The sequence below is a fragment of the Pseudomonas sp. NBRC 111143 genome (assembly GCF_001320965.1).
Classification (GTDB): Bacteria; Pseudomonadota; Gammaproteobacteria; order Pseudomonadales; family Pseudomonadaceae; genus Aquipseudomonas; species Aquipseudomonas machongensis.
Genome location: NZ_BCBT01000021.1, coordinates 54,063 through 78,305 on the forward strand (window position 1 = coordinate 54,063; position 24,243 = coordinate 78,305).

General features: G+C 59.9%; 20 protein-coding genes and 1 pseudogene. 18 read left to right on the forward strand and 3 right to left on the reverse strand.

Annotation, left to right across the window (positions count from 1 at the left end; genetic code table 11):
• Window position 1 precedes the first annotated feature (1 nt).
• From APH44_RS13835 to APH44_RS13870, 8 genes are all read left to right on the forward strand, one after another.
• Window positions 2–718, forward strand: a complete 717-nt coding sequence (locus tag APH44_RS13835; RefSeq protein WP_016488064.1) for a TIGR03759 family integrating conjugative element protein — start codon at window positions 2–4, stop codon at window positions 716–718.
• Window positions 700–1,254, forward strand: coding sequence for a lytic transglycosylase (locus APH44_RS13840; RefSeq protein WP_016488065.1), 555 nt, complete (start codon window positions 700–702; stop codon window positions 1,252–1,254). The genes APH44_RS13835 and APH44_RS13840 overlap by 19 nt, the downstream gene beginning before the upstream one ends.
• Window positions 1,251–1,712, forward strand: coding sequence for an integrating conjugative element protein (locus APH44_RS13845; RefSeq protein WP_230849746.1), 462 nt, complete (start codon window positions 1,251–1,253; stop codon window positions 1,710–1,712). Before APH44_RS13840 ends, APH44_RS13845 begins: the two co-directional genes overlap by 4 nt.
• Window positions 1,713–1,721: 9 nt before the next feature.
• Window positions 1,722–3,848 (forward strand): type IV conjugative transfer system coupling protein TraD, encoded by a 2,127-nt coding sequence (gene traD / locus APH44_RS13850; RefSeq protein WP_016488067.1) that lies wholly within the window; start codon window positions 1,722–1,724, stop codon window positions 3,846–3,848.
• A gap of 35 nt (window positions 3,849–3,883) precedes the next feature.
• Window positions 3,884–4,612, forward strand: coding sequence for a TIGR03747 family integrating conjugative element membrane protein (locus APH44_RS13855; RefSeq protein WP_024717422.1), 729 nt, complete (start codon window positions 3,884–3,886; stop codon window positions 4,610–4,612).
• 751 nt (window positions 4,613–5,363) lie between these two features.
• Window positions 5,364–5,867 (forward strand): sigma-70 family RNA polymerase sigma factor, encoded by a 504-nt coding sequence (locus tag APH44_RS13860; protein WP_016488069.1) that lies wholly within the window; start codon window positions 5,364–5,366, stop codon window positions 5,865–5,867.
• A 13-nt stretch (window positions 5,868–5,880) separates the two neighbouring features.
• On the forward strand, window positions 5,881–6,849 hold the full coding sequence (locus APH44_RS13865; RefSeq protein ID WP_016488070.1) for a FecR domain-containing protein: 969 nt from the start codon (window positions 5,881–5,883) through the stop codon (window positions 6,847–6,849).
• Window positions 6,850–6,933: 84 nt separating this feature from the next.
• Complete coding sequence (locus APH44_RS13870) at window positions 6,934–9,387, forward strand: TonB-dependent siderophore receptor (protein WP_016488071.1); 2,454 nt, start codon at window positions 6,934–6,936, stop codon at window positions 9,385–9,387.
• Window positions 9,388–9,634: 247 nt separating this feature from the next.
• Here the strand turns inward: APH44_RS13870 and APH44_RS13875 are convergent.
• Both APH44_RS13875 and APH44_RS13880 read right to left on the reverse strand, forming a co-directional pair.
• Window positions 9,635–10,915, reverse strand: a pseudogene (locus tag APH44_RS13875) (DUF2254 domain-containing protein).
• Between the two features lie 73 nt (window positions 10,916–10,988).
• On the reverse strand, window positions 10,989–12,101 hold the full coding sequence (locus APH44_RS13880) for a mechanosensitive ion channel family protein (RefSeq protein ID WP_016488074.1): 1,113 nt from the start codon (window positions 12,099–12,101) through the stop codon (window positions 10,989–10,991).
• A 231-nt stretch (window positions 12,102–12,332) separates the two neighbouring features.
• Here APH44_RS13880 and APH44_RS13885 point away from each other — a divergent pair, with 231 nt between their 5' ends.
• The 4 genes from APH44_RS13885 (at window position 12,333) to APH44_RS13900 (ending at window position 17,308) form a co-directional block, all read left to right on the forward strand.
• Complete coding sequence (locus APH44_RS13885) at window positions 12,333–13,787, forward strand: TrkH family potassium uptake protein (RefSeq protein WP_016488075.1); 1,455 nt, start codon at window positions 12,333–12,335, stop codon at window positions 13,785–13,787.
• Window positions 13,788–13,887: 100 nt separating this feature from the next.
• Window positions 13,888–14,838, forward strand: a complete 951-nt coding sequence (locus APH44_RS13890) for a TAXI family TRAP transporter solute-binding subunit (RefSeq protein WP_016488076.1) — start codon at window positions 13,888–13,890, stop codon at window positions 14,836–14,838.
• Between the two features lie 29 nt (window positions 14,839–14,867).
• On the forward strand, window positions 14,868–16,895 hold the full coding sequence (locus APH44_RS13895; protein ID WP_016488077.1) for a TRAP transporter permease: 2,028 nt from the start codon (window positions 14,868–14,870) through the stop codon (window positions 16,893–16,895).
• On the forward strand, window positions 16,892–17,308 hold the full coding sequence (locus APH44_RS13900) for a DUF1850 domain-containing protein (RefSeq protein ID WP_016488078.1): 417 nt from the start codon (window positions 16,892–16,894) through the stop codon (window positions 17,306–17,308). Before APH44_RS13895 ends, APH44_RS13900 begins: the two co-directional genes overlap by 4 nt.
• A 30-nt stretch (window positions 17,309–17,338) precedes the next feature.
• Here APH44_RS13900 and APH44_RS13905 read toward each other — a convergent pair whose 3' ends face one another.
• Window positions 17,339–19,312, reverse strand: a complete 1,974-nt coding sequence (locus APH44_RS13905) for a choline BCCT transporter BetT (protein WP_016488079.1) — start codon at window positions 19,310–19,312, stop codon at window positions 17,339–17,341.
• 297 nt (window positions 19,313–19,609) lie between these two features.
• Here APH44_RS13905 and nhaA point away from each other — a divergent pair, with 297 nt between their 5' ends.
• From nhaA to APH44_RS13940, 6 genes are all read left to right on the forward strand, one after another.
• The gene (gene nhaA, locus APH44_RS13910) at window positions 19,610–20,971 is read left to right on the forward strand and encodes a Na+/H+ antiporter NhaA (RefSeq protein WP_024717420.1); all 1,362 of its coding nucleotides are present in this window, start codon (window positions 19,610–19,612) and stop codon (window positions 20,969–20,971) included.
• Window positions 20,972–21,102: 131 nt separating this feature from the next.
• Window positions 21,103–22,461: a chloride channel protein gene (locus APH44_RS13915; RefSeq protein WP_016488081.1), complete on the forward strand. Its 1,359-nt coding sequence runs from the start codon at window positions 21,103–21,105 to the stop codon at window positions 22,459–22,461.
• A 196-nt stretch (window positions 22,462–22,657) separates the two neighbouring features.
• Window positions 22,658–23,077: a helix-turn-helix domain-containing protein gene (locus APH44_RS13920; RefSeq protein ID WP_016488082.1), complete on the forward strand. Its 420-nt coding sequence runs from the start codon at window positions 22,658–22,660 to the stop codon at window positions 23,075–23,077.
• Between the two features lie 209 nt (window positions 23,078–23,286).
• Complete coding sequence (locus APH44_RS13930) at window positions 23,287–23,622, forward strand: RAQPRD family integrative conjugative element protein (protein WP_016488084.1); 336 nt, start codon at window positions 23,287–23,289, stop codon at window positions 23,620–23,622.
• Entirely contained in the window at window positions 23,609–23,848 is a 240-nt protein-coding gene (locus APH44_RS13935; protein ID WP_016488085.1) for a TIGR03758 family integrating conjugative element protein, read from the forward strand. Before APH44_RS13930 ends, APH44_RS13935 begins: the two co-directional genes overlap by 14 nt.
• A gap of 15 nt (window positions 23,849–23,863) precedes the next feature.
• A complete protein-coding gene (locus APH44_RS13940) occupies window positions 23,864–24,241 on the forward strand; it encodes a TIGR03745 family integrating conjugative element membrane protein (RefSeq protein ID WP_016488086.1) in 378 nt (125 codons plus the stop codon).
• Window positions 24,242–24,243: the final 2 nt, after the last annotated feature.

Genomic DNA, 24,243 nt, shown 5'->3' on the forward strand with positions numbered 1-24,243 from the left:
TATGGTCCGTTTCATCAGTCTCTCGTTGCTCCTATTCCCCATCTGCCTGGTGTCGGGATCGGGATGGAGTGCCCCAGCCACGGTCGAAACGCAGCAGCAGTCCAGCGAGCAGGCCGCGCTGCAGCAAGCGCGATCTGCAGCACAGGCCAAGGCCTGGGGCCTGACCGACGACGAATGGTCCAAGTTCGAGCGCCTGCAGAGCGGTCCCCGTCAGTACTGGTCACCGCACCTCGATCCGCTGACCACCCTGGGCGTGGAAGCCGACTCGGACCAGGAGCGCCAGCGTTACGCCGAGCTGCAGGTGCGACTCGAAGCCAAACGTGCCGAGCGCGAACTGGCCTATCAAAAAGCCTACTCTGCTGCCTGGGGGCGGTTGTTCCCAGGGCTGCGGCCGGTACAGGGATTGAGCGATGCAATCCCTCCGTCGAGCAACCCGCGCTATGCGGTGTTTGTGGAAGATCCGTGTTCGACCTGTGAGGCCAGCCTCCGCCAATGGCTGAGCACGGGCGCCCACTTGGACATCTATCTGGTGGGCAGCCAGGGCGATGATGCGCGCATTCGCCAATGGGCGCGCAAGGTGGGCATTACCCCTGCCCAGGTTGGCAGCGGCCAGGTCACCCTCAATCATGACCGTGGCCGCTGGTTCGCCCTCGGCGCCAGCCGCACCTTGCCCGCGCGCTTTCAACAGGTGGAAGGGAAATGGCAGCGCGTCGATTGACCCTCGCCCTGACCCTGATGGGAGTGACGGCGGCCCAAGCAGGCGGCCTGCCTCCGCCGGCCTACCAGTTGGCCGCAGCCCAGGCCGGCATCCCGGCCTCGGTGTTGTTCGCCATTGCCCAGCAAGAGAGCGGCACACCGTTGCGTGGGCGGCTTCTGCCCTGGCCGTGGACCTTGAATGTGGCCGGTACGCCACAGCGCTTCGCCACCCGTGACCAGGCTTGCAGCGCACTCAAAGCGGCGCTCACCCGCCATGATCCCAAGCGCATCGATGTCGGCCTGGGCCAGATCAACCTGGGTTATCACCCGGAGCGCTATCCCACCGCCTGCGATGCCCTCGATCCGCGCGCCAACCTCGCCGTCACCGCCGATCTGTTGCGCGCGCACTACGCCGACGTCGGTGACTGGGTCATTGCCGCAGGCCACTATCACCGGCCTGCGGGAGGGCCCCCGGCGGCGCGCTACCGCACGCAGTTCAGCCTGCACTGGCAGCGCCTTGAAGCCGCCACGTCCAGCCGTGGAGGACCACGCTCATGATTGTCGTTCGCCGGGGCGCACTGATTTGCGGGTTGATGGGGTCGTTGGCTGCCGGGGCATGGCTTGGGCCAACGCCCCCTGTCATTGCCGCTGAGTCGGCTACGGCGGTCGAACGGCCCGATCCACGAACCCTGAACTGGGTCTTGCCGGTGCACAGCGCGCGCCTCACGCCGGGTGAGGTGCCCCGCAGAGCGCTGGATCTGCCCGGCATGGTCCCGCTGTTCCTGGTTGGGGCGGACGCCGCCTCGTTGGCGTGGCTGACGCAGCACGCGCCAGCGCTGAAGCGACTGGGCGCCAACGGCCTGGCTGTTGAAGTCGTTGATGCCGCAGCGCTGCAGCGTATCCAGGCGGTAGCGCCTGGTTTGGCCATCTGGCCGGTGAGTGGCGACGACATCGCCGAGCGGCTGGAACTGGAGCACTACCCGGTACTGATCACTCCGACCGGCATGGTACAGTGAGGTAGTGCCATGGGCGATCATGCGATGGAATCCCTGCTGCGCCCGGCAGTGGAGCTGTACACCGTAGGCATCTGTGCCGGTGCCGGCGCGCTGTGCCTGCATTCACCCTGGGCGGTGGCGCTGTCGCCGGAAGTTGGCGCCGGCATGGCCCTGGCCTATACCGCCTTCGGCCTCAAGCGCCTCAATGAGGCCCGCATTGTTTTGCGTTATCGACGCAACATCCGCCGCCTACCCCGCTACTCGCTGACCAGCCGACAGATCCCTATCAGCAGCAAGCGCCTGTTCATGGGCCGTGGTTTTCGCTGGAGCCGCCTGCACACCCAGCGTTTGCTCGAAGCGCAGGATCCCGCGCTGGCCCGCTACGTCAACCAGTCGGCCGCCTACCAGTGGGCCCGCCGCCTGGAGCATCTCCTGGAAAAAGCACCGCCAGGGCTCTCCATCTTGCCTTGGATAACCGCCTGGGACAGCCCACTCAACCCGGTACGACCACTGCCGCCCGTGGGTGGCTCCCCGCTGCTGCACGGCGTCGAGCCCAACGAACAGGAAGCCTCCTTGCCTTTGGGCGAGCGCGTGGGCCATACCCTGGTCCTGGGCACTACCCGGGTCGGCAAGACGCGCCTGGCCGAGGTCTACATCACCCAGGACATCCACCGGCCGAGCCAGGAAGTGGTGATCGTCTTCGACCCCAAAGGCGATGCCGACCTGCTCAAGCGCATGTACGTGGAAGCGCGACGCGCCGGCCGTGAGCACGAGTTCTACGTCTTCCATTTGGGCTGGCCGGAGATTTCCGCACGCTACAACGCCATCGGCCGTTTCGGTCGCATCTCGGAAGTCGCCACTCGGATTGCCGGCCAACTCAGCGGCGAAGGCAACTCGGCGGCGTTTCGCGAGTTCGCCTGGCGCTTCGTGAATATCATCGCCCGGGCGCTGATCGAGCTCGGCCGGCGCCCCGACTACCTGCAGATCCAGCGCCATGTGGTGAACATCGACGCGCTGTTCATTGAATATGCCCAGCACTTCTTCGCCCGCCATGACCCGCAGGCGTGGGAGACCATTGTGGATCTCGAAGCTCGGCTCAACGAGAAGAACGTGCCGCGGCACATGATTGGCCGCGAGAAACGCGTGGTCGCCATCGAGCAGTACCTGACTGCCAAGCGCCTTTTCGATCCAGTGATGGATGGCCTGCGCTCGGCGGTGCGCTACGACCGCACCTACTTCGACAAGATCGTCGCTTCGCTGCTGCCGCTGCTGGAAAAGCTCACCAGCGGCAAGACGGCGCAGTTGCTGGCCCCCAACTATGCCGACCTCGACGATCCACGGCCAATCTTCGACTGGCTGCAGGTCATCCGTAAACGCGGCATCGTCTACGTCGGCCTGGATGCACTGTCCGATGCCGAGGTCGCTGCCGCGGTCGGCAACTCGATGTTTGCCGACCTGGTCTCCGTGGCCGGGCATATCTACAAACACGGCATCGACCATGGCCTGCCGAGCTCCTCCAGAGCGGCCGAAAAGGTGCCCATCAACCTGCACGCCGACGAGTTCAACGAGCTGATGGGCGACGAGTTCATTCCGCTGATCAACAAGGGCGGTGGTGCCGGTATCCAGGTTACCGCGTACACCCAGACCTTGAGCGACATCGAGGCACGCATCGGCAGCCGGGCCAAAGCTGGCCAGGTGATCGGTAACTTCAACACCCTGCAGATACTCCGCGTGCGGGAAACCGCGACTGCCGAACTCCTGACCAATCAACTGCCCAGGGTCAATGTGCAGACGCGTACGCTGGTCTCCGGCGCTACCGACACGGCCGATCCCGATGCCCGTACCGACTTCACGTCGTCCTCGCAGGACCGGGTCACCACCACGGCCGTGCCGCTGATCGAACCCGCGCACATCATCGCCCTACCCAAGGGCCAGATGTTCTCGTTCCAAGAAGGCGGGCAGCTGTGGAAGGTTCGGATACCGCTGCCCAAACCCGCCAGCGACGACGCGATGCCAGCAGATCTGCAAGCGCTGGCTGCGCGCATGCGCGAGTCCTACAACGCCAATGCAGGGAGTTGGTGGAGCAGTGCCGGTGGCGCACCGACGGTCGATTTTGATCCAGAGATGCCACCACCCGGGCGTAAATACTCCTCGTGATCACCTGGCAGCCCACGACCACCTGGGAGCCTTCCATGCCTACTGCCCCAACCAACCCGACTCAAACACAACGACGACCGAGTCTGATCCTCGGCACGCTTGAGCTGTGCCTGCGATTGCTCGGCCTGCTGCTTGCTTCCCTGCTGTTCTCCATCCTGCTGGAGTTCGTAGGCATGCTATGGTTTTGGCCCGACCAAGGCTGGCATCACAGCCATGCCATGTGGCTCAGTGAACTTGGCTGGCTCAGCAGCCACTTTAGGAGCTCGCTCCTGGTGCAAGAGCCAGCACAAGCGGCCACGAAAATCCTCGAACGCCTAAACGATTGGGTTGTAGTCCGCTCAGGCTGGGCACAATCCGACATCCAGCTGAAATTGCTCAGTCGCGAGTCGTCGCTGCAAGGACAACTTGCTCAGGCGTATGTCGCTGGCCAGGATTACCTGCTGGCGGCTCTATTCACAGTTTTCACGTTCGTGGTGCGCTTGACTGTGCTCACTCTCGCAACGCCCCTTTTCTTACTCGCGGTAGTCACCGGACTGGTTGACGGGTTGATGCGTCGCGACCTCCGCAAGTTCGGGGCGGACAGGGAAAGCAGCTTCGTCTATCACCGAGCCAAGCGAACATTGCTGCCGTTGATGGTCAGCCCTTGGGTAATCTATCTATCGCTCCCTTGGTCGCTGAGCCCCAATTGGGTATTACTTCCATGTTCTGCGTTGCTGGGTTTTATGGTGGCCCTCACCGTTAGCACGTTCAAAAAATATCTTTGAATGCGAGCAATCGAAATCGCGCAGACACCCATACCACCGTTCTTATCATAACCCCTACGGCCAAAGAGCTCGCGGTACCATTGATAGCCGGGACTGGATATTAAACGACCTCACTACAACATCGAAGATCCTGTACGCAAAGTGGGGATCGTTCTTCAGGACTAAAGCTCTCTCTGCTCAGCTTTGCGCGTGCAGCCTCTGCAAGAGCTTTGGTCGGATAGGTTGGAACCAGTCTTATTTTTCTTAATTGTCATAAATATCGAAGCCGACCGAAATAGTTGCAGTATAACGCCAAACTGCTGAAAGAGCTTGCCCACTCTTTATTGGCATTGCGACAAACAATAACAAATTTGTTTGCATGCTCTGCACCTCTTCAGGCAGATAACTAAGTATTAGCCTGAGGATGGACAAGCGTCCATTCCTCGACTCAAGTCACTGACACGAAGACTCTCTACTGCAGATTATCTTCCTACTGAAATATCACTGCCGTTACAGGGTGGTTAATTATCCACACAATCTATTTAGAAATAGTTCTCACATCTCAGCTCTCATTAATTTGATCTGTAAGCCGACATCCCTCTACAAATTAAAGACTTACCCCCAAGCCTATGAGCTTGACTTTACATGTCATAACTGATGCTGCCATCAGGCTTCTGGCATCGCCGCCGTGGAAGGGAGAAGCCAGCCAATCGGTAGAAATTATCAGTTGCCTATGATAATAATTATATTTTCAAGCTAGTGCTCATTCATCATGTCAACGACTGACGGTGCTACCTCAACGGAATTTCACACCCTATATGTCAATCACCATGGTTGGTTGCAAGGGTGGCTGAGACGCAAGCTGGGCTGCTGCGCCAGCGCCGCAGACCTTACGCAGGACACGTTCGTACGCCTGCTGGCCAAGCATGAACCGATACAGATTCGCGATTCGCGCGCCGTTTTGGTGACCGTTGCGCGCAGCGTCTTAAGCAACCACTTCCGCCGGCAGAAGCTGGAGCGCGCCTACCTTGAAGTGCTTGCCAGCGTCCCTGAGCAATTGATGCCTTCGCTGGAAGAGCAGGCGATCCTGTTGCAGACCTTGCAGGAACTCGACCGTCTGATGGACGGGCTGGAAGTCCCGGTGCGTCAGGCCTTCCTCTGGTCCCAGCTTGACGGCATGGCGCATGCCGAGATTGCCGAGCGGCTCGGCGTATCGGTAACCACCGTCAAGCGCTACATCATCAAGGCCGGTGTGCAATGTTGCTTCGCCGAATGAGCAGGTGCCAGCCATGACCGCCAGAATCGCCCCGGCCATCGCTGAGCAGGCCGTGGAGTGGATGATCGAACTGCAGGCACCGTCGGTCTCGGCCGGTACGGTCGAGCAGTGGCAGCGTTGGTTGCATCAGCACCCTGAACACGCCCGTGCCTGGCAGCGCGTCGAGTCGTTTGCCGAGCGGCTGTCGGGTCTGGCCAATCATGCCCCCATCGCGCATGCCGCGCTGACCGCCACGCCCACGAGCAACCTGGACCGGCGCAGCGCACTCAAGGTACTGGTGCTCGCGGTGGCCAGCGGAACGCTGGCGTGGAATGGTCGTAATACTGCGCTGTGGCAGAACCTGAACGCTGACTATCACAGCGGTGTAGGCGAGCAGCGCAATGTCGTGTTGGCCGATGGCAGCCAGTTGCTGCTCAACACCGATAGCGCGGTCGACGTCAGATTTGACCAGGCCGGGCGCGATTTGCGGCTGCTGCGTGGTGAAATTCAAGTGAACGTGGTCGCGGCTCCTGCGCTGCGACCGTTCCGGGCGCAGACCGGGCAGGGCTGGGTTGAAGCTGCACAGGGGCGTTTTCTGCTGCGTCAGGAGTCGGGCTACAGCCGACTCGCGGTACGCGATGGCGTCGTCAGGTTGTACCCCGAACGCCTGGCCGGCATCAGCGTGCAGGCCGGGCAACAGCTAATGTTCACGCGCGACCAGGTCGGTCCGTTGCGCACGCTGAGCGAGGCTGACAGGGCCTGGACCGACGGCATGCTGATGGCCAGTGACATGCCGTTGGAGCAGTTCCTCCAGGAGCTTGGGCGTTATCGTCGTGGCCATCTGGGCTGCGCCCGCAGTCTTGCCGGCGTGCGCGTCGCGGGCACTTACCCGCTGGCCGACACGGACCGGATTCTGCAGACACTTGGGGTTTCGCTGGGTGCCGAGGTTCGCCGTTTCACCCCTTACTGGGTGACGCTGGAGCCGAAAAACATCCAGGTTTGAAAATAAATCGCGAAAAGGGTGGTCTGTTTGCCGCACTCGCGAGACTCCACCAGAAAGACCTCGATCATTCTTGTGGAGCACGGCATGAATCACCCCCTTCGCCTTCGGGCGCTGACCTTCGCCATGGCCAGCAGCCTGGTCCCCTCGCTTGCTGGTGTCGGCTTGCTGTCGGGTGCCGGTATCGTCAGTGCGGCGTCTACCAACCGCAGCTACGACATACCCGCTGGCACCTTGCGCGATGTGCTCAATCGCTTTGGTCACGAAAGCAAACTGCTGCTGTCGTACCCTGCCGATCAGGTGGCGGGCCTGCACAGCCAAGGCCTTCGCGGTGACTACAGTGTCGAGGCCGGTCTGGCCGTGCTGCTTTCGGGTACTGGCTTGACGGCGATAGCGCTGCCCAATGGCAGCTACACCCTGCAGCACCAAGCAGGCGTGGAGGGCGGTATGACGCTTCCGGTCTCGACCATCAGCGGCCGCGCCGAGCAGAGTATTACCGGCCCCATCGACGGTATCGTCGCCAACCGCTCCTCGGTCGGCACCAAGACCAATGCCGCCATCAGTGAAGTGCCGCAGTCGATCTCGGTGATCACCCGCGACGAGATGAACAAGCGCGGCGTGCAGGACTTCAACAGCGCCGTCGCCTACACCCCGGGCATTCGCGCGATCGATTACGTGGGCGGACAGGGCGCGCCGGATATCTACATGCGCGGTTTCCGTTCGTTCAACCTGTTCGGGGTGTACAGGGACGGCCTGCGCAGCGGCTTCAACCAGTACGACACCGACTTCGAAACCTACGGCCTGGAACGCATCGATGTGATCAAGGGCCCGGCGTCGGTGCTGTACGGCCAAATGGCGCCTGGCGGCATGGTCAACCTGACCAGCAAGCGGCCCACCGACGAAGCCATTCACGAAATCCAGGTTCAGGGCGGCAGCTTCGATCGCCAGCAGACGGCGCTGGATCTCGGTGGTCGACTGGATGACGAGGGCAAATTCAGCTATCGCCTGGTGGCGCTCAAGCGTGACAGCGGTACCCAGGTCGATCATTCGCCGGACGACCGTACCTATATCGCTCCGTCGCTGACCTGGAAGCCTGACGAGGACACCAGCGTCACGCTCCTGGCCAGCTACCTGAAGACCCGCAAGGGTGGCGCCGAACAGAGCTTCCCGGTGAACGGTACGCTGACCAACACGCCCTTCGGCCACATCCCGTCGAGTACTTACCTGGGCGATCCGCACGTGAGCAAGAACGAGGTGGGGAACACCTCGCTCGGCTACCTCTTCGAGCGCCAGCTGAACGACGACTGGAAATTCACCCAGAACGCCCGCTACATGAAGGTCGACGTCGACTACATCAGCAACGGTGCTCGCAACAGCGGCCAACTGGGTGCCGACGGCCGGACTTACACCTTCGGCTACCAGAAACGCCCGAAGAAAACCGATACGTTCCTGCTCGACAATAACCTGGGCGGCCACTTCGACACCGGCGCCATTGGCCACGATGTGCTGGTGGGCTTCGACTACGGCCATTATTCGGGCCGTGAATCGCGCCGGGGCGTTGCCGCCAACCAGACCGTCGATATCTTCGACCCGGTCTACAATGCCAGCCCGACCTGGAACAGCACGTTGCAGACTGACGGCAAGAGCGTCGTGTCGCAAAAAGGCCTGTACGCCCAGGACATGCTCAGCCTGAACCAGTGGCGCCTGACCTTGGGCGGGCGCAAGGACTGGGTCGAGGGGCGCGAGTACAGCTACCTGAACGACACCCGCAGCGTACAGAAGGACCACAAGTTCACCGGTCGCGTGGGCCTGGCCTATCTGTTCGACAACGGCATCACCCCCTACGCCAGCTACAGCACCTCCTTCCAGCCGACCTCGGGTACGGCTCAGGATGGCAGCTACTTCAAGCCCACCGAGGGGGAGCAGTACGAAGTCGGTATCAAGTACGAGCCGCCTGGCTACAACAGCTTCATCACCCTCTCGGCTTATGACTTGACCCAGAAGAATGTCACCACCACCGACCCGACCAACCCCAGCTTTCAGGTGCAGACCGGCGAGCAGCGCTCGCGTGGCATCGAACTCGAAGGCAAGGCCGAGCTGAGCCGCGGCCTGGACCTGATCGCTTCGTACGCCTACGTCGACGCCGAGGTGACCAAGGCCAATCCCGTGGGCACTGGCGCCGCCGCCTACAGCCTTGAGGGCAACGTGCCGATCTCGGTGCCCCGCAACACCGCCTCGCTGTGGCTTGACTACACCGTGCAGGCCGGCCCGCTGGAGGGGCTGGGCATGGGTGTCGGGCAGCGTTATGTCGGGTCCTCGTACAACGCCAAGAACACTGTCAAAGTCCCTCATTACACCCTCACCGACGCCAGCGTGCGCTATGACCTGGCGCACCTGAGAGAGGACCTTCAAGGGGTTTCGGTGGACCTGAGCGCAAGCAACCTGTTCGACAAGCGCTATTTCACCCCGGGGTTCTATGAGCAAACCGTATTCTACGGGAACCGCCGTACAGTGATTGGCAGCCTGACTTTCCGGTGGTGACCTGAAATGCAACAGGGTTAAAAGTTGCCCCGAGATGGAAACGGATATGGAGAGCTAGCTTGCCAGTACCGGGCGCAGCCAACGTTGACTGCGCCATGTAAGATACACCGTGCGTTAAACACCAATATGGATGCACGGGAAGGCCGCCGAGGCTAATACTCGACACAAGCCGTGTTGCAGATGCGGGACGAGCTTCTCATCAGGAAGAAAGCTGTAACCCGTCCAGTCGAGCCTACACATTTCAAGGCTAACACTTGGCATGAAACGGCTCAGCCAGTTTGACCAACTGCGCATTTTCCGCCTCAAGCACGAGCGCGGCATGGGCAAGAAAGAGCAGCCGCTCTGCATGCCTGCTCGCACTGCCTTCAAACAGCCGTGGATTGATTTGAGCCAGGCTCAACAACGCCTTGAGCAGTCGTATATTCACCTCCTGCAGCGCCGCCCCGTCTCGAGCGATCGGCCCGAAGAAATCATCGAACAAATCCTCGACCACAATACCGTGCAGATAAACTTGGGCACAGTCTCCATGAGACGGAGCCAGCGCCTGAGGCCGCCCCCAGTGCGACAAGCACCTGACACCTCGACCGATGACATCGATCGCAGTGCCGGGGTCATTGACTGCAGGCGACAACGCTCTGGAAGCGATCTCGGACAGCACTGACAGGCCGAAGCGCGGGTCATGCTCGAACGTCCGACGGGTGCCCACCGTAATGGCTGCATGTACGTCAAGCTCGAAGGCCGCCACCCCTCGTACGTCCTGGCCGGGTTGCGCCACGACGGTCGCAAGCGGTGCTCCTGGGTAGACGAATGTGCCAGGCAACACATCCATATAGATCATAACGTTGTGCCGCTGGGTGATGGCTGCCAAAGCCTCCACATCAATGTGCTGAACGTAACCGGTTCGATGACTGACCAAACGCTGGGCAGCAGGAGGGAAAACCATGCCTGGCGGGTATGCAGAGCCCCCCAGGTAAGGCCATTTGGCCCGATGCTAGATAGCCTCTATCGCAGCCCTCTCGACGCGGTCGATAGTCTCACCTACACGCCCGAGCCTGGAGAGGTGATCGATCCAGCGCAGCAAGGTATAAACGATCAGGATGACAACTGCGATGGTTACCGCGAACAGCAAGACACGCCCTTGATCACCATAGACGCCCGTACTTAAAGCAATCAGCCCGACCAGGCTGAACAGGAACGAGCCGATAAACGTGGCAAGCGCATTGTGCGTGGTCGTATCCTCCATCACCAGCGTCGTGGCACGAGGCGTTACCCCCGTGCTGGCCGCACCATATGCCGCCACCATGGTACTCAAGGAAAAGATGGTGACCGCCAACATGCTGGAGGCAATGATGCCGAGGATCTTGTCAACAGCGTCCGCGCCTATCCGAGCGGGCAAGGACGCAGGAATGAAGTCTTTTAACACCACCGCAATCAAGGCTGTCGCCACGCCGAGCAGCGAAAACAAAGTCGCCCGGAACCATAGTCGCTTAGTGACTCGAACAGCGATCCAACGCCAGCGCGCCATCATCCGTAGGCCCGCCTGGCAGCCCACGCCGTCAGCGCGCTCAGTTTCCCGCCCCCACCGTCATTGAATCTGCCCATCAACCTCGCCCATAACCGTGGCTACCACGCTGCTGCACCGGCGTATCGGCCTGCTCTGGTAAAGCCGTGACCTTGATGGAGCGCACCGGCAACGCGAACCTGGCGCCAATTCGGGAAAAACACTCAAGCAGCCGGAAATTGATAGCCTGCTGAATATCCATATACAGGTTGTAGCCAGGATCCTGAACGATGTAAACGCATTCGAACTCCAACGCCTCCTTTCCAAAGCCACGCAGGTGGGCACGATCGAAGCGTACCTGGTCCTGAGACTTGATGATCTCTTCCACGATGACGGGCGCTTTTTTCACAGCCTCAGTGGGGGTGTCGTAGGACAGGCCGAATTCGAAGACGATGCGCCGCTCCTGAAGACGCTTGTAGTTCTGTATGGTGCTGCTGATCATGCTCGCATTGGCCATGACGATCTGCTCACCCCCCAGGCTGCGAATACGGGTCGTTTTCAGCCCCACGTGCTCAACTGTCCCCGCCAATGGCCCAATCACGATGAAGTCTCCCACCTCGAACGGCTTATCGACGGCGATTGACAGCGAAGCGAAAAGATCGCCGAGAATATTCTGTACTGCCAGTGCTACAGCGATGCCGCCCACCCCCAAGCTGGCAACGAAGGCGGTAATGTTCACGCCCAGGTTGGACAACATCGCCAGCACGACTACCGACCACAACAGTACGCGTGCCCCCCAAGCCGACAAGGTCGCTAGTGCACTGCCTTGATAGAGCCCCTGCCCGCCATGGCGCGAGAAATAATGGACCAGCCCCAGGGCAATGGCGCGATTGAGCCACAAGCCAATCTGCAGTGCGGCGACCACAAACCACAAACTGCTGACCCTGGTCAGCCATCGTTCTGGCAAATCGAGCATCCCCAGCCCCACCAGCAACGAAGCCAGCAGCAACAGGAGGTTGCTGGTACCTGCCAGAACCTTTACCAATACCTGACCGACGCTCCCAACAGCGCTGACCCGGCGTTGCATGAAGCCGATTGCAGCCCGTGACACCGTGAATGTGATTGCAGCAACACCTAGCGCCAGCAACAGGTTGAGCACCGATATGCCGAAAACCGTATTGCCTGTGATCAAATCAATGATGCGCTCGTACATGAGTGAAAGCCTCCTGATTTCGTCGAATGAGCGGGATCTGTTCTGTCTCTGACGGCAAGCTGGCCTCAGAGGTCGATCGGATCTTCCCGCTAGCGCGCTGGCCTGTCTCTTTCTCCCGCGCCGCGCTAGCCAAGGGATTACCATTGAGCTCTGGGCCTTTACGGTTTTTTTACTCGACATCGCCGTTACGCCGTCGATACTGCCCGGCATCACACCTATGAGTTTTTTTCGATGCCACTCCCTGCACTGCGTTTCATCGGCTTCATCATCGGCGTGTTCCTGATCACCTTGTCCATCAGCATGGTCATACCTATGACGACTTTGCTGGTGTATGGGCGCAACGACGATCTTGGAGCGTTCGCCTGGTCGAGCCTGATTGCCCTGTGCGCGGGGCTCTCGTTGATCGCCAGGGGGCTTCCTGATGCGCCGCAGATACGGTCCAGGGACATGTATCTGCTCACAACCGCGAGCTGGGTCGTGGTATGTGCCTTCGCAGCCTTGCCCATGGTGTTCATTCGGCACATCAGCTATACGGATGCGTTCTTCGAGACCATGTCGGGCATCACGACAACCGGCTCCACGGTATTGACCGGCCTTGACAGTGCGTCACCCGGGTTGCTGATCTGGCGCTCTCTGCTCCATTGGCTTGGGGGAATCGGCTTCATCGGTATGGCTGTGGCTGTGCTGCCACTGTTGCGTGTAGGTGGCATGCGTCTTTTCCAGACCGAGTCCTCTGACTGGTCGGACAAGGTCACGCCACGCTCGCATGTTGCGGCGAAGATGATCCTTGTGATTTACCTGGGACTTACCGCCTTCGCCACCCTGGCCCTATGGCTCGCCGGTATGACCCCATTCGAAGCCATCAATCATTCGATGTCATTGATTTCGACGGGCGGCTTCTCGACCTCGGATGCGTCACTCGGGCATTGGACGCAGCCTGCGGTGCATTGGGTAGCCGTCGTGATCATGATTCTCGGCAGTCTGCCCTTCACACTGTATGTGGCGACATTGCGGGGCCATCGTCGCGCCCTGATCAAGGACCATCAGGTACAGGGATTTCTGGGTTTTCTCGTGGTTGCGTGGATCTTGGTGGGTAGTTGGTTGTGTTGGCACAGCGGTCTGTCATGGTGGGATGCCTTACGAATCGTTGCGGTCAATGTCACGTCAGTGGTTACCACAACGGGTATCGCGGTTGGTGACTACACGCTGTGGGGCAGCTTTTCCGTACTGTTGTTTTTCTACCTGACGTTCATCGGAGGGTGCTCAGGATCTACGGCCGGCGGCTTGAAAATTTTCCGTTTCCAAGTGGCTGCATCGTTGCTGATCAGCAGCCTGAAGCAGTTGATTCACCCTCGGGCGACAATCTCGAAGAAATACAATGGCCACCCCATTGACGAGGAGATCGTGCGTTCGCTACTGACCTTTTCGTTCTTCTTCTCCATCACGATTGCAGTAATTGCCCTGCTACTGTCCCTGATCGGGCTCGACTGGACCACTGCCTTGAGTGCTGCGGCCACGGCCGTGTGCAACGTCGGTCCAGGCCTGGGCACGGTGATTGGACCAGCCGGCAACTTTGCCTCGCTGCCCGACTCGGCGAAATGGTTGTTGACCCTCGGCATGCTCCTGGGTCGCCTTGAAATCCTCACCGTATTGGTGCTCGTGGCACCTGCATTTTGGCGGTTCTAGGCATTTACAGCGACCGGTTCAGGGCCAAAAGATGGGCAAGCACGGCAGATTCGATCTAGGTTTATGCGCAGGATAAAAACAACAACTGGAGAACGACACCATGAACCGAGCCCTTCGCCTGGCATTGGCCGGCACTGTTTTAGCCGCTTGCGCCACAGCCCAGGCTGCACCCACCTTCATCAATATCCTTACAGGGGGAACCAGCGGCGTCTACTATCCCGTCGGCGTCGGTATCTCGCAGATCTACAGCCATGAGATCGAAGGCAGCAAGACTACAGTTCAGGCCACCAAGGCATCGGTAGAAAATCTCAACTTGCTGCAAGCTGGCCGCGGTGAACTGGCATTCGCCTTGGGCGACTCGGTGGCAGATGCCTGGAAAGGTGACGCCGAGGCCGGTTTCAAGGCCCCGCTGAAGAAACTCCGGGCCATTGCCGGAACGTACCCCAATTACATCCAGATCGTCGCCAGCCAGGAATCGGGGATCAAATCGCTTGAGGACCTCAAGGGTAAGCGCATTTCGGTCGGAGCACCTAAATCAGGCACGGAGCTCAACGCACGGGCCATCTTCAGGGCAGCGGGGCTCACTTACCAGGATATGGGCAAGGTCGAATACCTGCCTTACGCAGAGTCCGTCGAACTGATCAAGAATCGTCAGTTGGATGCCACTCTGCAGTCTTCGGGCCTCGGCCAGGCAGCTATCCGTGACCTGGCGGCGACACTGCCGGTGGTGTTCGTGCCCATCCCGGCCGACGTCGTGAAGAAAATCGGCAATTCCGCTTACCAAGCGGCCACCATTCCGGCCAATTCCTATGACGGCCAAGGGATGGAAGTGCCAACGGTAGCCATCACCAACATTCTGGTCACCCGGGCGGACCTGAGCGACGACCTGGCCTACCAGATGACCAAATCGATCTTCGAGAATCTGCCACGCTTGGTCACATCTCATGCGGCAGCGAAAGATATCCAAGCTGAGAATGCAGCCAAGAATTTGCCGATCCCGCTCCACCCTGGCGCTGAACGCTATTTCAAAGAGAAAAACCTGCTCCCCTGATCCTTTGTCGCGCAAAGTGGGAGCACTCCATGAGCGAATCGTCGCACGGCCTTCACGCCAGTACCGACCGCTGGCCCGCAACTCTATTCGCGGTGGCGTTGGCGTTTTCAATCTTTCAGGTCGCCACCGCGGCCTACCCACTCATCTCCACCCAGGTATTGCGATCGGTGCACGTGGGCTTCCTGCTGTTGGTCGTATTCCTAAGCTACCCGGTAGTCGGTCACCACCGGCCTTGGCAACCGCTTGCCTGGCTATTGGGGATTGCAGGAATGACGACGGCCGCCTATCAGTGGTACTTCGAAGGCGACCTTATTCAACGCTCAGGCGAGTTGATCAGCAGCGATCTGATCGTCGGCCTATTACTGATCGGCCTGGTTTTCGAAGCCGCACGAAGAGTCATGGGCGTTGCGCTTCCGTTTATCTGCGCCCTGTTTCTGGCCTACGGGCTCCTAGGCCAGTACCTGCCCGGTGACCTTGCGCACCGAGGCTACGGCGTTGACCAGATTGTCAACCAACTGTCCTTCGGTACCGAGGGGCTGTATGGCACCCCTACCTATGTTTCAGCCACGTACATCTACCTGTTCATCCTCTTTGGGGCGTTTCTGGAGCAGGCGGGCATGATCCGCCTGTTCACCGACTTTGCCATGGGCCTGTTTGGTCACCGTAGCGGTGGCCCGGCGAAAGTCGCGGTATTTTCCTCGGCGCTGATGGGAACTATCACCGGCTCCGGAGTGGCCAACGTGGTGACTACCGGGCAGTTCACCATTCCGCTGATGAAGCGTTTTGGCTACAAGCCGGCGTTTGCCGGGGGCGTCGAAGCGACCTCCAGCATGGGCAGCCAACTGATGCCACCGGTCATGGGTGCGGTCGCTTTCATCATGGCGGAAACCATCAACGTGCCCTACGCCGAAGTGGCCAAAGCTGCGCTCATCCCTGCCTTGCTGTATTTCGGCTCGATTTACTGGATGGTTCACCTGGAGGCTAAACGCAGCCACCTGCATGGCCTGCCCCGCGAAGAATGCCCCAGTGCCTGGGACGCGTTGCGCCAACGCTGGTTCTTGCTCGTGCCACTGGTGATATTGGTCGCGCTGCTGTTCTCGGGGCGTACGCCCCTTTATTCAGGCATGGTTGGCCTGGCCCTGACAGCTATCGTCATCCTGGGCTCGGCCATCATCCTGCGCGCTCAGGGCACCTGGCTACGCGCGGCCTTTTGGGTCGCATTGGGACTACTGTGCTCGGGCTTCTTCCGCATGGGCATCGGCGTCATCCTGCTGGTGATCGCGGCGCTTGCCCTCGCCTGCGTCTTCGTGCAAGGCGCAAGGGCCACCCTTAGCGGCTTTGTAATGGCGCTGGCGGAGGGGGCGCGGCATGCCGTACCGGTGGGCATTGCCTGCGCGCTGGTGGGGGTCATTATCGGCGTCATTTCCCTGACCGGACTTGCCACGACCTTTGCGGGGTACATCCTTGATCTCGGCCGCGACAACCTGTTCCTGTCACTGCTCTTGACCATGCTGACGTGCCTGGTGCTAGGCATGGGCATTCCCACCATCCCCAACTACATCATTACCAGTTCCATCGCCGCCCCCGCCCTGCTGGAGCTCGGTGTGCCACTGATCGTTTCGCACATGTTCGTGTTCTATTTCGGCATTCTGGCTGACCTCACCCCGCCGGTCGCGCTGGCGTGCTTCGCGGCCGCCCCCATTGCCAAGGAAAAAGGGTTACTGATCAGCTTCTGGGCGGTCCGCATTGCCCTGGCTGGTTTCGTCGTGCCATTCATGGCGGTCTACGACCCTGCGTTGATGCTGCAGGGCGACAGTCTCAGCGCCACCTCGTACATGGTGATCAAGGCCGTGTTTGCTGTTGCGCTATGGGGCTGCGCATCGATTGGCCACTTCCGTATGTCCATGACCTGGTGGGAGCGTCTACTGGCCTTCGTCGCAGGTGTATGCCTGATCCTGGCCTTGCCCGTCAGTGATGAAGTCGGGTTCGCCCTGGGTATTGCGGTATTGGGCTGGCACGTTTGGCGGAGTCGCACGACAGCCGAGCAAAGGGTATGAATGGTCTCTGCCTTGGGCTCGCCGGCGTGGTTTGGGCCAGCCTGCCCATTGAGCACTTCACCCTGGCTTGGCAGCACAGCATCGAGAAAATCCGCTGGGAAGAGGATTACCAGGTCGGCGCCAGCGGGCTGGTACTCATGGAGGCCCGCGTACGCGGCAGCGGCGCTGGCATGGAAATACCCGATGACGCCACGTTGCGAGATGGCACATGGCACTACCACCGCCAACTGCCGCCTCTGAACCCCTTGCATGCCGGGCGCACACCCGAAGCCGGAGACTATGAGCTGTGCTTTCAGGGCCATTGCCAGCCACTTGCAAACTGGCTAGGTCCACCTTCCAGGGACGTTGCCGCCGTTGACTTCTGGCCCTGCCGGCTTTCAATGCCCGCTAACGAGCGCTCTGCACTGCCCTGACGCCTTGTGCAGCGCAATACACCCCCAGTCTCAACTCACCACATGAAGGTAATGCAGGTGACGCTCGTATTGATCGAGGATATCGCCGATCACATCGTCACGACTCCAACCCATGATGTCATAGTCCTGGCCTCCTTCACGCAAATGCACCTCAGCCCGGAAATACTTGCGACCATCGGTTCCGTCTTCCGTATCACGCATGACGAAGCTAGGTGTGTTGAAAGCACGCGGACGGACTTCGTAGAGAAAGCGCCCTTCCCCAGCGTGTGAAAGCTCGAGGGTGACGCGGCCATCATCCCGCTCATTCACCGCGACGTCGTAGCCTTGCTTGCGCAACTCAAGTGCAACCTCTTCACAGGCCGGCTTGACCACCTCGGCAATAAAGCGCGTGACATGGGCGCGGCGCGGCATCATGGCAATATTGCGCAGCCGGCGCTGCCAGCCGCCTTGGTGCTGCCGGGTATGCCGAGTACCTGGAAGGGCCTGATTACGCAAGCCGCGACGGGTAGCATCCAGGCTCAAGGCCTTGAACAATCCCCAGATGGCAATCAACAGAATGGCGGCGAACGGCAACGCGCTGGCGATGGTGGCGGTCTGCAAGGCTTTGAGGCCGTTAGCCAAGAGCAACGCAATGGCAACAGCACCGATGCTGAGCGACCAGAAAATCCGTTGCCACAATGGGGAATGGCCTTGGCCGGAGGACGCGAGCATATCGACTACCAAGGCCCCCGAGTCTGCCGAGGTTACGAAGAACACCACCACCATCAGTACCGCGATCAGCGAGATCACCGTGGAAAACGGGAAGTGTTCAAGGAACGCGAATAACGCCAATGAGCTGTCTTGGCCAACGACAGTGGCCAAGTCCTTCACCCCATCGTTGAGGATCATGTGGATAGCCGAATCACCAAATACCGTCATCCACAGCAACGTAAAACCGGCCGGAACGAACAACACGCCACACACGAACTCACGGATGGTACGTCCACGCGAAATGCGAGCGATGAACAGCCCTACAAAAGGCGACCAAGACAACCACCAGCCCCAATACAGCAACGTCCACCCACCAATCCAGTCAGTCGGTTCATAGGCGTAGAGGTTGAAGGTCTTGTTGACGATGTCCGAAAGGTAAGCGCCGGTATTCTGTACATAAGCCTGCAGCAGGAACACGGTAGGCCCCAAGATCAGGACGAACAACATCAATATCACTGCCAGACTCAAATTGAGCTCGGACAGGATGCGAATGCCTTTATCCAGCCCACTGGCCACCGAAAGCGTTGCCAACCCACACGTGGCTGCAATGAGAATGACCTGAACCGTCGGGCTGACCGGCAGACCGAACACATGGTGAAAGCCGCTGTTGATCTGCAGTACCCCATACCCCAGCGAGGTCGCGACGCCGAACACCGTGCCGAGGATGGCGAAGATATCGACCGCATGACCAATCGGGCCGTAGATGCGTTCACCGATCAATGGGTAAAGTGCCGAGCGCAGGGTCAGCGGCAGCCCATTGCGGAAGCTGAAGTAAGCCAGAATCAATGCAACAATGGCGTAGATCGCCCAAGCATGCAGCCCCCAGTGGAAAAACGTGATCTTCATGGCTTCGCGTGCCGCCGCGACCGTGCCAGGGTCACCCACTGGAGGGGTGGTGAAATGCATCACCGGCTCCGCCACACCGAAGAACATCAAGCCGATGCCCATGCCGGCGGAAAACAACATGGCGAACCAGCTGCTCTTCCGGTAATCCGGCTCACTGTGATCGGGCCCTAACTTAATATCACCGTAACGACTGACGGCCAGGAACACCACACTGATCAAGACCAGCGCCACGGTAAGGATGTAAAACCAACTGGCATTGGTAATGATCCAGGTCTGGACGTGTTCGAACAGCGCCTGCGCATGCGCTTGGAATGCTGTGGCGTACAGCACGAGAAGAAAGATCAAAACCGCGCTGGTATAGAAAACGGGGGGATTGAGGGTGCTCCTGGGTTTCGGGGCTGCAGTCATTGCGGCAGTTCTCCTTGTAAGGCGATGAGCACAGGGGGCGAGCACGGCGACTTGGTCCAAGACTAGCAGCCCATGCAGTGCCTGATGGCGGCCCCTCCCCGCTCGAAGTTGACTTTAGACCCTACCCCCGCCGCAAAAAAATCTCAAATACCCACCATTTGAACCACTGACCGCTAATTGAGCATTCATCTGACCGCGATGATTGGGTAGACTGCCATCGGGTGCTAGCTGCACGGCGCAGTGAGGCAGGTTAAACAACAACGCTGGTCGGGCCGCCATGCGGGAGCCATTGCGCCTATGCCCCAGAAAGAATTACCTCGAGCCCAGGAATTGGCCGAACGGGCCTTTGCCAACTTTGAACGCTTTCTTCATATCGAAGCCGTCAGCGGCATTGTCCTTCTCGTGGCCGCACTCGCCGCGCTGGTCTGGGCGAATTCCCCGGCGGCGGAAAGTTATGAGCATCTTTGGCACACCCCGCTGACACTCGGCATCGGTTCGGTGATCTACGCCAAATCCCTGCATTTCTGGATCAACGATGGCTTGATGACCATCTTCTTCCTGGTCGTAGGCATGGAGATCCGTCGTGAGATTCATGAAGGCGCACTCGCCAGCCTGCGCCAAGCTGCTTTACCGATGGCGGCGGCAATCGGCGGTGTGGCCGTCCCTGCGCTCATTTACCTTGGTTTTGGCCATGCCCCCCAGGAACAACAAGGCTGGGCCGTGCCAACAGCCACCGACATCGCTTTTGCCGTGGGTGTACTGGCACTGCTGGGCAAATCGATTCCTTCCAATGTCCGCGTCTTCTTGCTCGCCCTGGCGATAATCGATGACATTATCGCAGTGCTGATCATCGCCCTATTCTACTCTGGCGGCCTCGATTACAGCGGCTTCGCGGTGGCTGCGGTTGGGCTGCTGCTGGTCATGGGATTGCAGAAAATCGGCGTGGGTAGTGCATGGGCCTACATCCTCCCGGGCGCCATTACCTGGCTGGGTATGCTGATGACCGGTGCTCACCCGACGCTTGCCGGTGTTGTGCTAGGTCTGATGACTCCAGTAACGGCGATGCCCATGCGCGAGCGTCCGCTGGATGCTGTCAGCCGTTTTACCAGCGAGCTGCTGGGCAATGCCAAGGCACCCGAGAAGGATGCCAGCGATCTGATGGACCCGTTGAAACGTCTGCGCTCAGCGCAACGCGAACTGGTACCTCCGGTAGTACGCATACAAGGCCTGCTGCACCCTTGGGTGGCATTTGGCATCATGCCGTTGTTCGCCTTGGCCAACGCTGGGGTGAGCCTGTCGGGCGCTGACCTTTCCGCCGAAACATCACGCTGGGTAATGATGGCAGTGGCCGCCGCCCTGATCGCAGGCAAACCGTTGGGAATCGTCAGCGTCAGCTGGTTGATGGTCCGATTGGGCTGGTGTGCACTCCCGGCCGAAGTCAACTGGCGGGGCATCATGTTGATCGGTCTTTTGGCAGGCATAGGCTTTACCATGTCGATCTTCATTGCCAACCTTGCATTCGTCGATCCTGCAGCGCTCGGCGCCGCCAAATTGGGGGTGCTGTCCGCTTCTGTCATCGCCGCAGCGCTGGGTTTGACGTGGGGTGTAATCGCCATGCGCAACCGTTCTTCAACTGGCGAGGTCCGGTCGACGTCATAACAAAACGGCGGATGTCTGGCAGATGCGAGATGACTCGCCTGCCAGACTGTGCGTGAGTACCACCTCGGTCGGGTATGCCCGCTCGACAAATCACGCCATACTCTCTGTCTGTTCCCATCACATGACAAACAATGGCCGATTTGAAAACCGCCACCCCTTCTTCCAGCACTTCATACTGGCGAGAATGGCGACAACGCCTGGCATTCTGGATCGGCGCACTTCTGGTCGGGCTGACGGCGTTGGCATTCGCGTGGCTGGCCGACGCCGCGTTCGCGTCGTTCAGGTGCTTGCTTGAATGGGCGCCTTGGTCCCCGTTGCTGATCACGCCCTTCGGTTTCGCGCTGCTGGCGTGGCTGACACAGCGCTGGTTTGAAAATGCCAAAGGCAGCGGCATTCCCCAAGTCATCGCCGCCCTTGAAATGCCCTCCCGCCGTTTACGAGCCAGATTGCTTTCACTGCCAGTCGCCGCTGCACGCATGAGCCTGACCCTCGGTGCACTCCTAGTTGGGGGCTCGGTAGGACGGGAAGGCCCAACCGTTCATATCGGGGCCGCCGTTTTGTATGCCTTCGGCCGCCGGCTGGGCCTACATGGGCGACGCACGATCGCTGGACTGATCCTCGCCGGCGGCGCCGCAGGCATTGCCGCAGCCTTCAACACGCCATTGGCCGGGGTGGTCTTTGCCATTGAGGAATTGAGCCGCACGTTTGAGCAACGTTTCAGCGGACTGGTGCTAACGGCAGTGCTGATTGGCGGCGTCGTGACACTGGGCCTGATGGGACACTACGCCTACTTTGGCGAAATCGGTGGACGGATGCCAACTGGATGGGGTTGGAGCGTGGTCCCTGCATGCGCAGCACTGGGCGGGTTGCTGGGAGGTTTTTACGCGAAGCTGGTGCTGCCCACCGATCACGGCATCCTCGGCCGTGTCTGCGGGCTGCGCAGTCGATATCCAGTCCGTTTCGCGGCCCTCTGCGGCTTTACTCTAGCAATACTGGGGTTGGTTTCCGGCAATCACGTGTTCGGTACCGGATATGAAGAAACGCGCGCCCTGCTTGGGGCACAACCCGTCACCGATCCAAGTTTTTTGCTGTGGAAATTTCTGGCCAACGTCGTGTCCTACCTCTCCGGTATTCCTGGCGGGCTGTTTTCACCTTCGCTGAGCATAGGCGCGGCGTTCGCGCCACTGCTGTCGTTGATACCCGATGTTGACCCGCAAGCATGTGCATTGCTGGGTATGGGGGCCTATCTGGCCGGCGTGACACGCTCACCGCTCACTGCCTCCGTCATAGTCCTCGAACTGACCCACAGCCCCGACCTTGCCATACCCATGCTCGCGACCACACTGATGGCTACCGCCATCTCGGGCTGGATTTCACCTGTCTCGCTCTACCATGCACTCGCGCGACAAATTATCGACAAACTGCACGCGTCCGGACGAGAATCGAACGACGGCACCGTTACGCAAATTCAGCTTAACGAAAAACCGTGAATCGCGTAGACATGACGCTGTAACCGGGGGGCGACTTCAATTGCTCACCCAAGTAGTTCAATGACGCAGGTTGTTGAGGGCCGATCTGCCACAAGCCAAGAATGCTCGTTGCAACGGTCGCGTCCAGTCATTTGCGCCAATCAACGTCGATGAGACGACAAGGTCGCTATACCTGCCTTATGTCTTAGGTAACTCAATGACACTAAAGTCATCGTTCGCTAACGTGCTTCGAGTACTACGCAGTCACCGCAACATCACCCAACGCGGATTTGCCGACACGACCAGCCGCACCTACTTGTCCAAGCTCGAATCCGGTAGATCGAGCCTCACGCTGGACAAACTTGAGAAGCTTAGCGAGCGATTGGAAGTGAGTCCCTTGACGCTGGTGGCTTTGACGCTGAGCGAGGATACAGGGCAGACGGCAAATGAGCTGATCGTCAGGACTAGGAGCGAGATTCGAGCACTTGAGTCAGAGGGTCGAATTCCTGGACTACAGGCCACACTGGGGGATGATCTAGCTGAGACTGCTTTGCCGGCCAACTCACGCAATCCCCGAACGAAAATGCCTTCGCGCGCACCGTGCGCACTTCAGGCGGAGCTGTCATTCTCCGAGTAATGCCTGGCTAGCCGTTCAGGTGCTCGCTGCAGCACTCGTAAGACCTCAGCACCAGCAGGTTCTCATCCTCCCTCAATGCCTTAACTTCAGGCTCACCCCGCTCCCTGCCCAACCTCGCCAGAAAACGAAACGCCGAGAATCCTTTTAACTCGTGCGTCAACTCCCCCGCGCAGTAATGGTGACGACCAGAGACCGCTCTGGAGCCCGCCATGAGGACATATGCCTTCCCGTCGCTTTTGATTTGTCTGGCAGCACTTCCGGCTGTCGCACAGGAAAGTCGCGAGCGCTCAGATCTGGGACTCGTGCAACGACAGTTCACTGCCATCGAACAGTTGGCCGATCGTGCCGAAAGCGGCTCAGACGACGCCGCAGGAACGCGCTATCGCTTCGACTATCCGAGGTTTACGGCGGACCTCGAACGAATACGTGAAGGCATCCATAAATACTTGTCGCCCTCCCGCGCTCAGCCAGCTGACCAGGTCGAAATGACCGGTCAGTATCGAGTTGATGCGCCTCACTCGAGCCCCTCCGATGAGCATGACTGACGCTCAACTCAGCGCGTTCTCGGCCGTGGCCGGCTTTGCCCCGCAACTCAGTTCGGTGCTGTGGCGCTCCTCGGTGCTGGTGTTGGCGTTGCTCTGGTGCACCTGGGCACTGTGGACCGGCTACCGCGGTTGGGCGGCCGGCAATCTCAATTTCGGTGCGCTCGGCGGCAGCACGCTGCGTCTGGCCCTAGCCCTGATCGTGCTGATGTTTTTCATGCTGTCGTAGTCTGGAGACCCTGCCATGAAACTCTCCCGTCACTGCCTCCTTCCGCTGCTCCGGCTGCGAGCTATCTATACAAAAGCCCTGTTCGGCGGCTCGGTGTTGCTGAGCTCGACGCTGGCCAGGGCTGATCTGCCGACCATGGAAGCCCCCTCCCGCGGCGAGGGCTCAGGCCTGATCGACACCATCAAGAACTACGCCTATGACGGCGGCATCCTGCTCGGTCTGTTGATCGCCACCCTCGCCTTCCTGGGCGTGGCTTGGCATTCGCTCACCGTCTACGCCGACGTGCAAAACCAGCGCAAGACCTGGAAGGACCTCGGCGCCGTGGTCGGCGTCGGCGCGCTGCTGGTGGTGGTGATCCTGTGGTTCCTCACCAAAGCTGCGACGATCCTGTGAGG

Coding starts and splice junctions, on each gene's coding strand:
- APH44_RS13835 (WP_016488064.1), top strand. CDS start 2: ATGGTCCGTTTCATCAGTCTCTCGTTGCTCCTATTCCCCATCTGCCTG.
- APH44_RS13840 (WP_016488065.1), top strand. CDS start 700: ATGGCAGCGCGTCGATTGACCCTCGCCCTGACCCTGATGGGAGTGACG.
- APH44_RS13845 (WP_230849746.1), top strand. CDS start 1,251: ATGATTGTCGTTCGCCGGGGCGCACTGATTTGCGGGTTGATGGGGTCG.
- traD (WP_016488067.1), top strand. CDS start 1,722: ATGGGCGATCATGCGATGGAATCCCTGCTGCGCCCGGCAGTGGAGCTG.
- APH44_RS13855 (WP_024717422.1), top strand. CDS start 3,884: ATGCCTACTGCCCCAACCAACCCGACTCAAACACAACGACGACCGAGT.
- APH44_RS13860 (WP_016488069.1), top strand. CDS start 5,364: ATGTCAACGACTGACGGTGCTACCTCAACGGAATTTCACACCCTATAT.
- APH44_RS13865 (WP_016488070.1), top strand. CDS start 5,881: ATGACCGCCAGAATCGCCCCGGCCATCGCTGAGCAGGCCGTGGAGTGG.
- APH44_RS13870 (WP_016488071.1), top strand. CDS start 6,934: ATGAATCACCCCCTTCGCCTTCGGGCGCTGACCTTCGCCATGGCCAGC.
- APH44_RS13880 (WP_016488074.1), bottom strand. CDS start 12,101: ATGTACGAGCGCATCATTGATTTGATCACAGGCAATACGGTTTTCGGC.
- APH44_RS13885 (WP_016488075.1), top strand. CDS start 12,333: ATGCCACTCCCTGCACTGCGTTTCATCGGCTTCATCATCGGCGTGTTC.
- APH44_RS13890 (WP_016488076.1), top strand. CDS start 13,888: ATGAACCGAGCCCTTCGCCTGGCATTGGCCGGCACTGTTTTAGCCGCT.
- APH44_RS13895 (WP_016488077.1), top strand. CDS start 14,868: ATGAGCGAATCGTCGCACGGCCTTCACGCCAGTACCGACCGCTGGCCC.
- APH44_RS13900 (WP_016488078.1), top strand. CDS start 16,892: ATGAATGGTCTCTGCCTTGGGCTCGCCGGCGTGGTTTGGGCCAGCCTG.
- APH44_RS13905 (WP_016488079.1), bottom strand. CDS start 19,312: ATGACTGCAGCCCCGAAACCCAGGAGCACCCTCAATCCCCCCGTTTTC.
- nhaA (WP_024717420.1), top strand. CDS start 19,610: ATGCCCCAGAAAGAATTACCTCGAGCCCAGGAATTGGCCGAACGGGCC.
- APH44_RS13915 (WP_016488081.1), top strand. CDS start 21,103: ATGGCCGATTTGAAAACCGCCACCCCTTCTTCCAGCACTTCATACTGG.
- APH44_RS13920 (WP_016488082.1), top strand. CDS start 22,658: ATGACACTAAAGTCATCGTTCGCTAACGTGCTTCGAGTACTACGCAGT.
- APH44_RS13930 (WP_016488084.1), top strand. CDS start 23,287: ATGAGGACATATGCCTTCCCGTCGCTTTTGATTTGTCTGGCAGCACTT.
- APH44_RS13935 (WP_016488085.1), top strand. CDS start 23,609: ATGAGCATGACTGACGCTCAACTCAGCGCGTTCTCGGCCGTGGCCGGC.
- APH44_RS13940 (WP_016488086.1), top strand. CDS start 23,864: ATGAAACTCTCCCGTCACTGCCTCCTTCCGCTGCTCCGGCTGCGAGCT.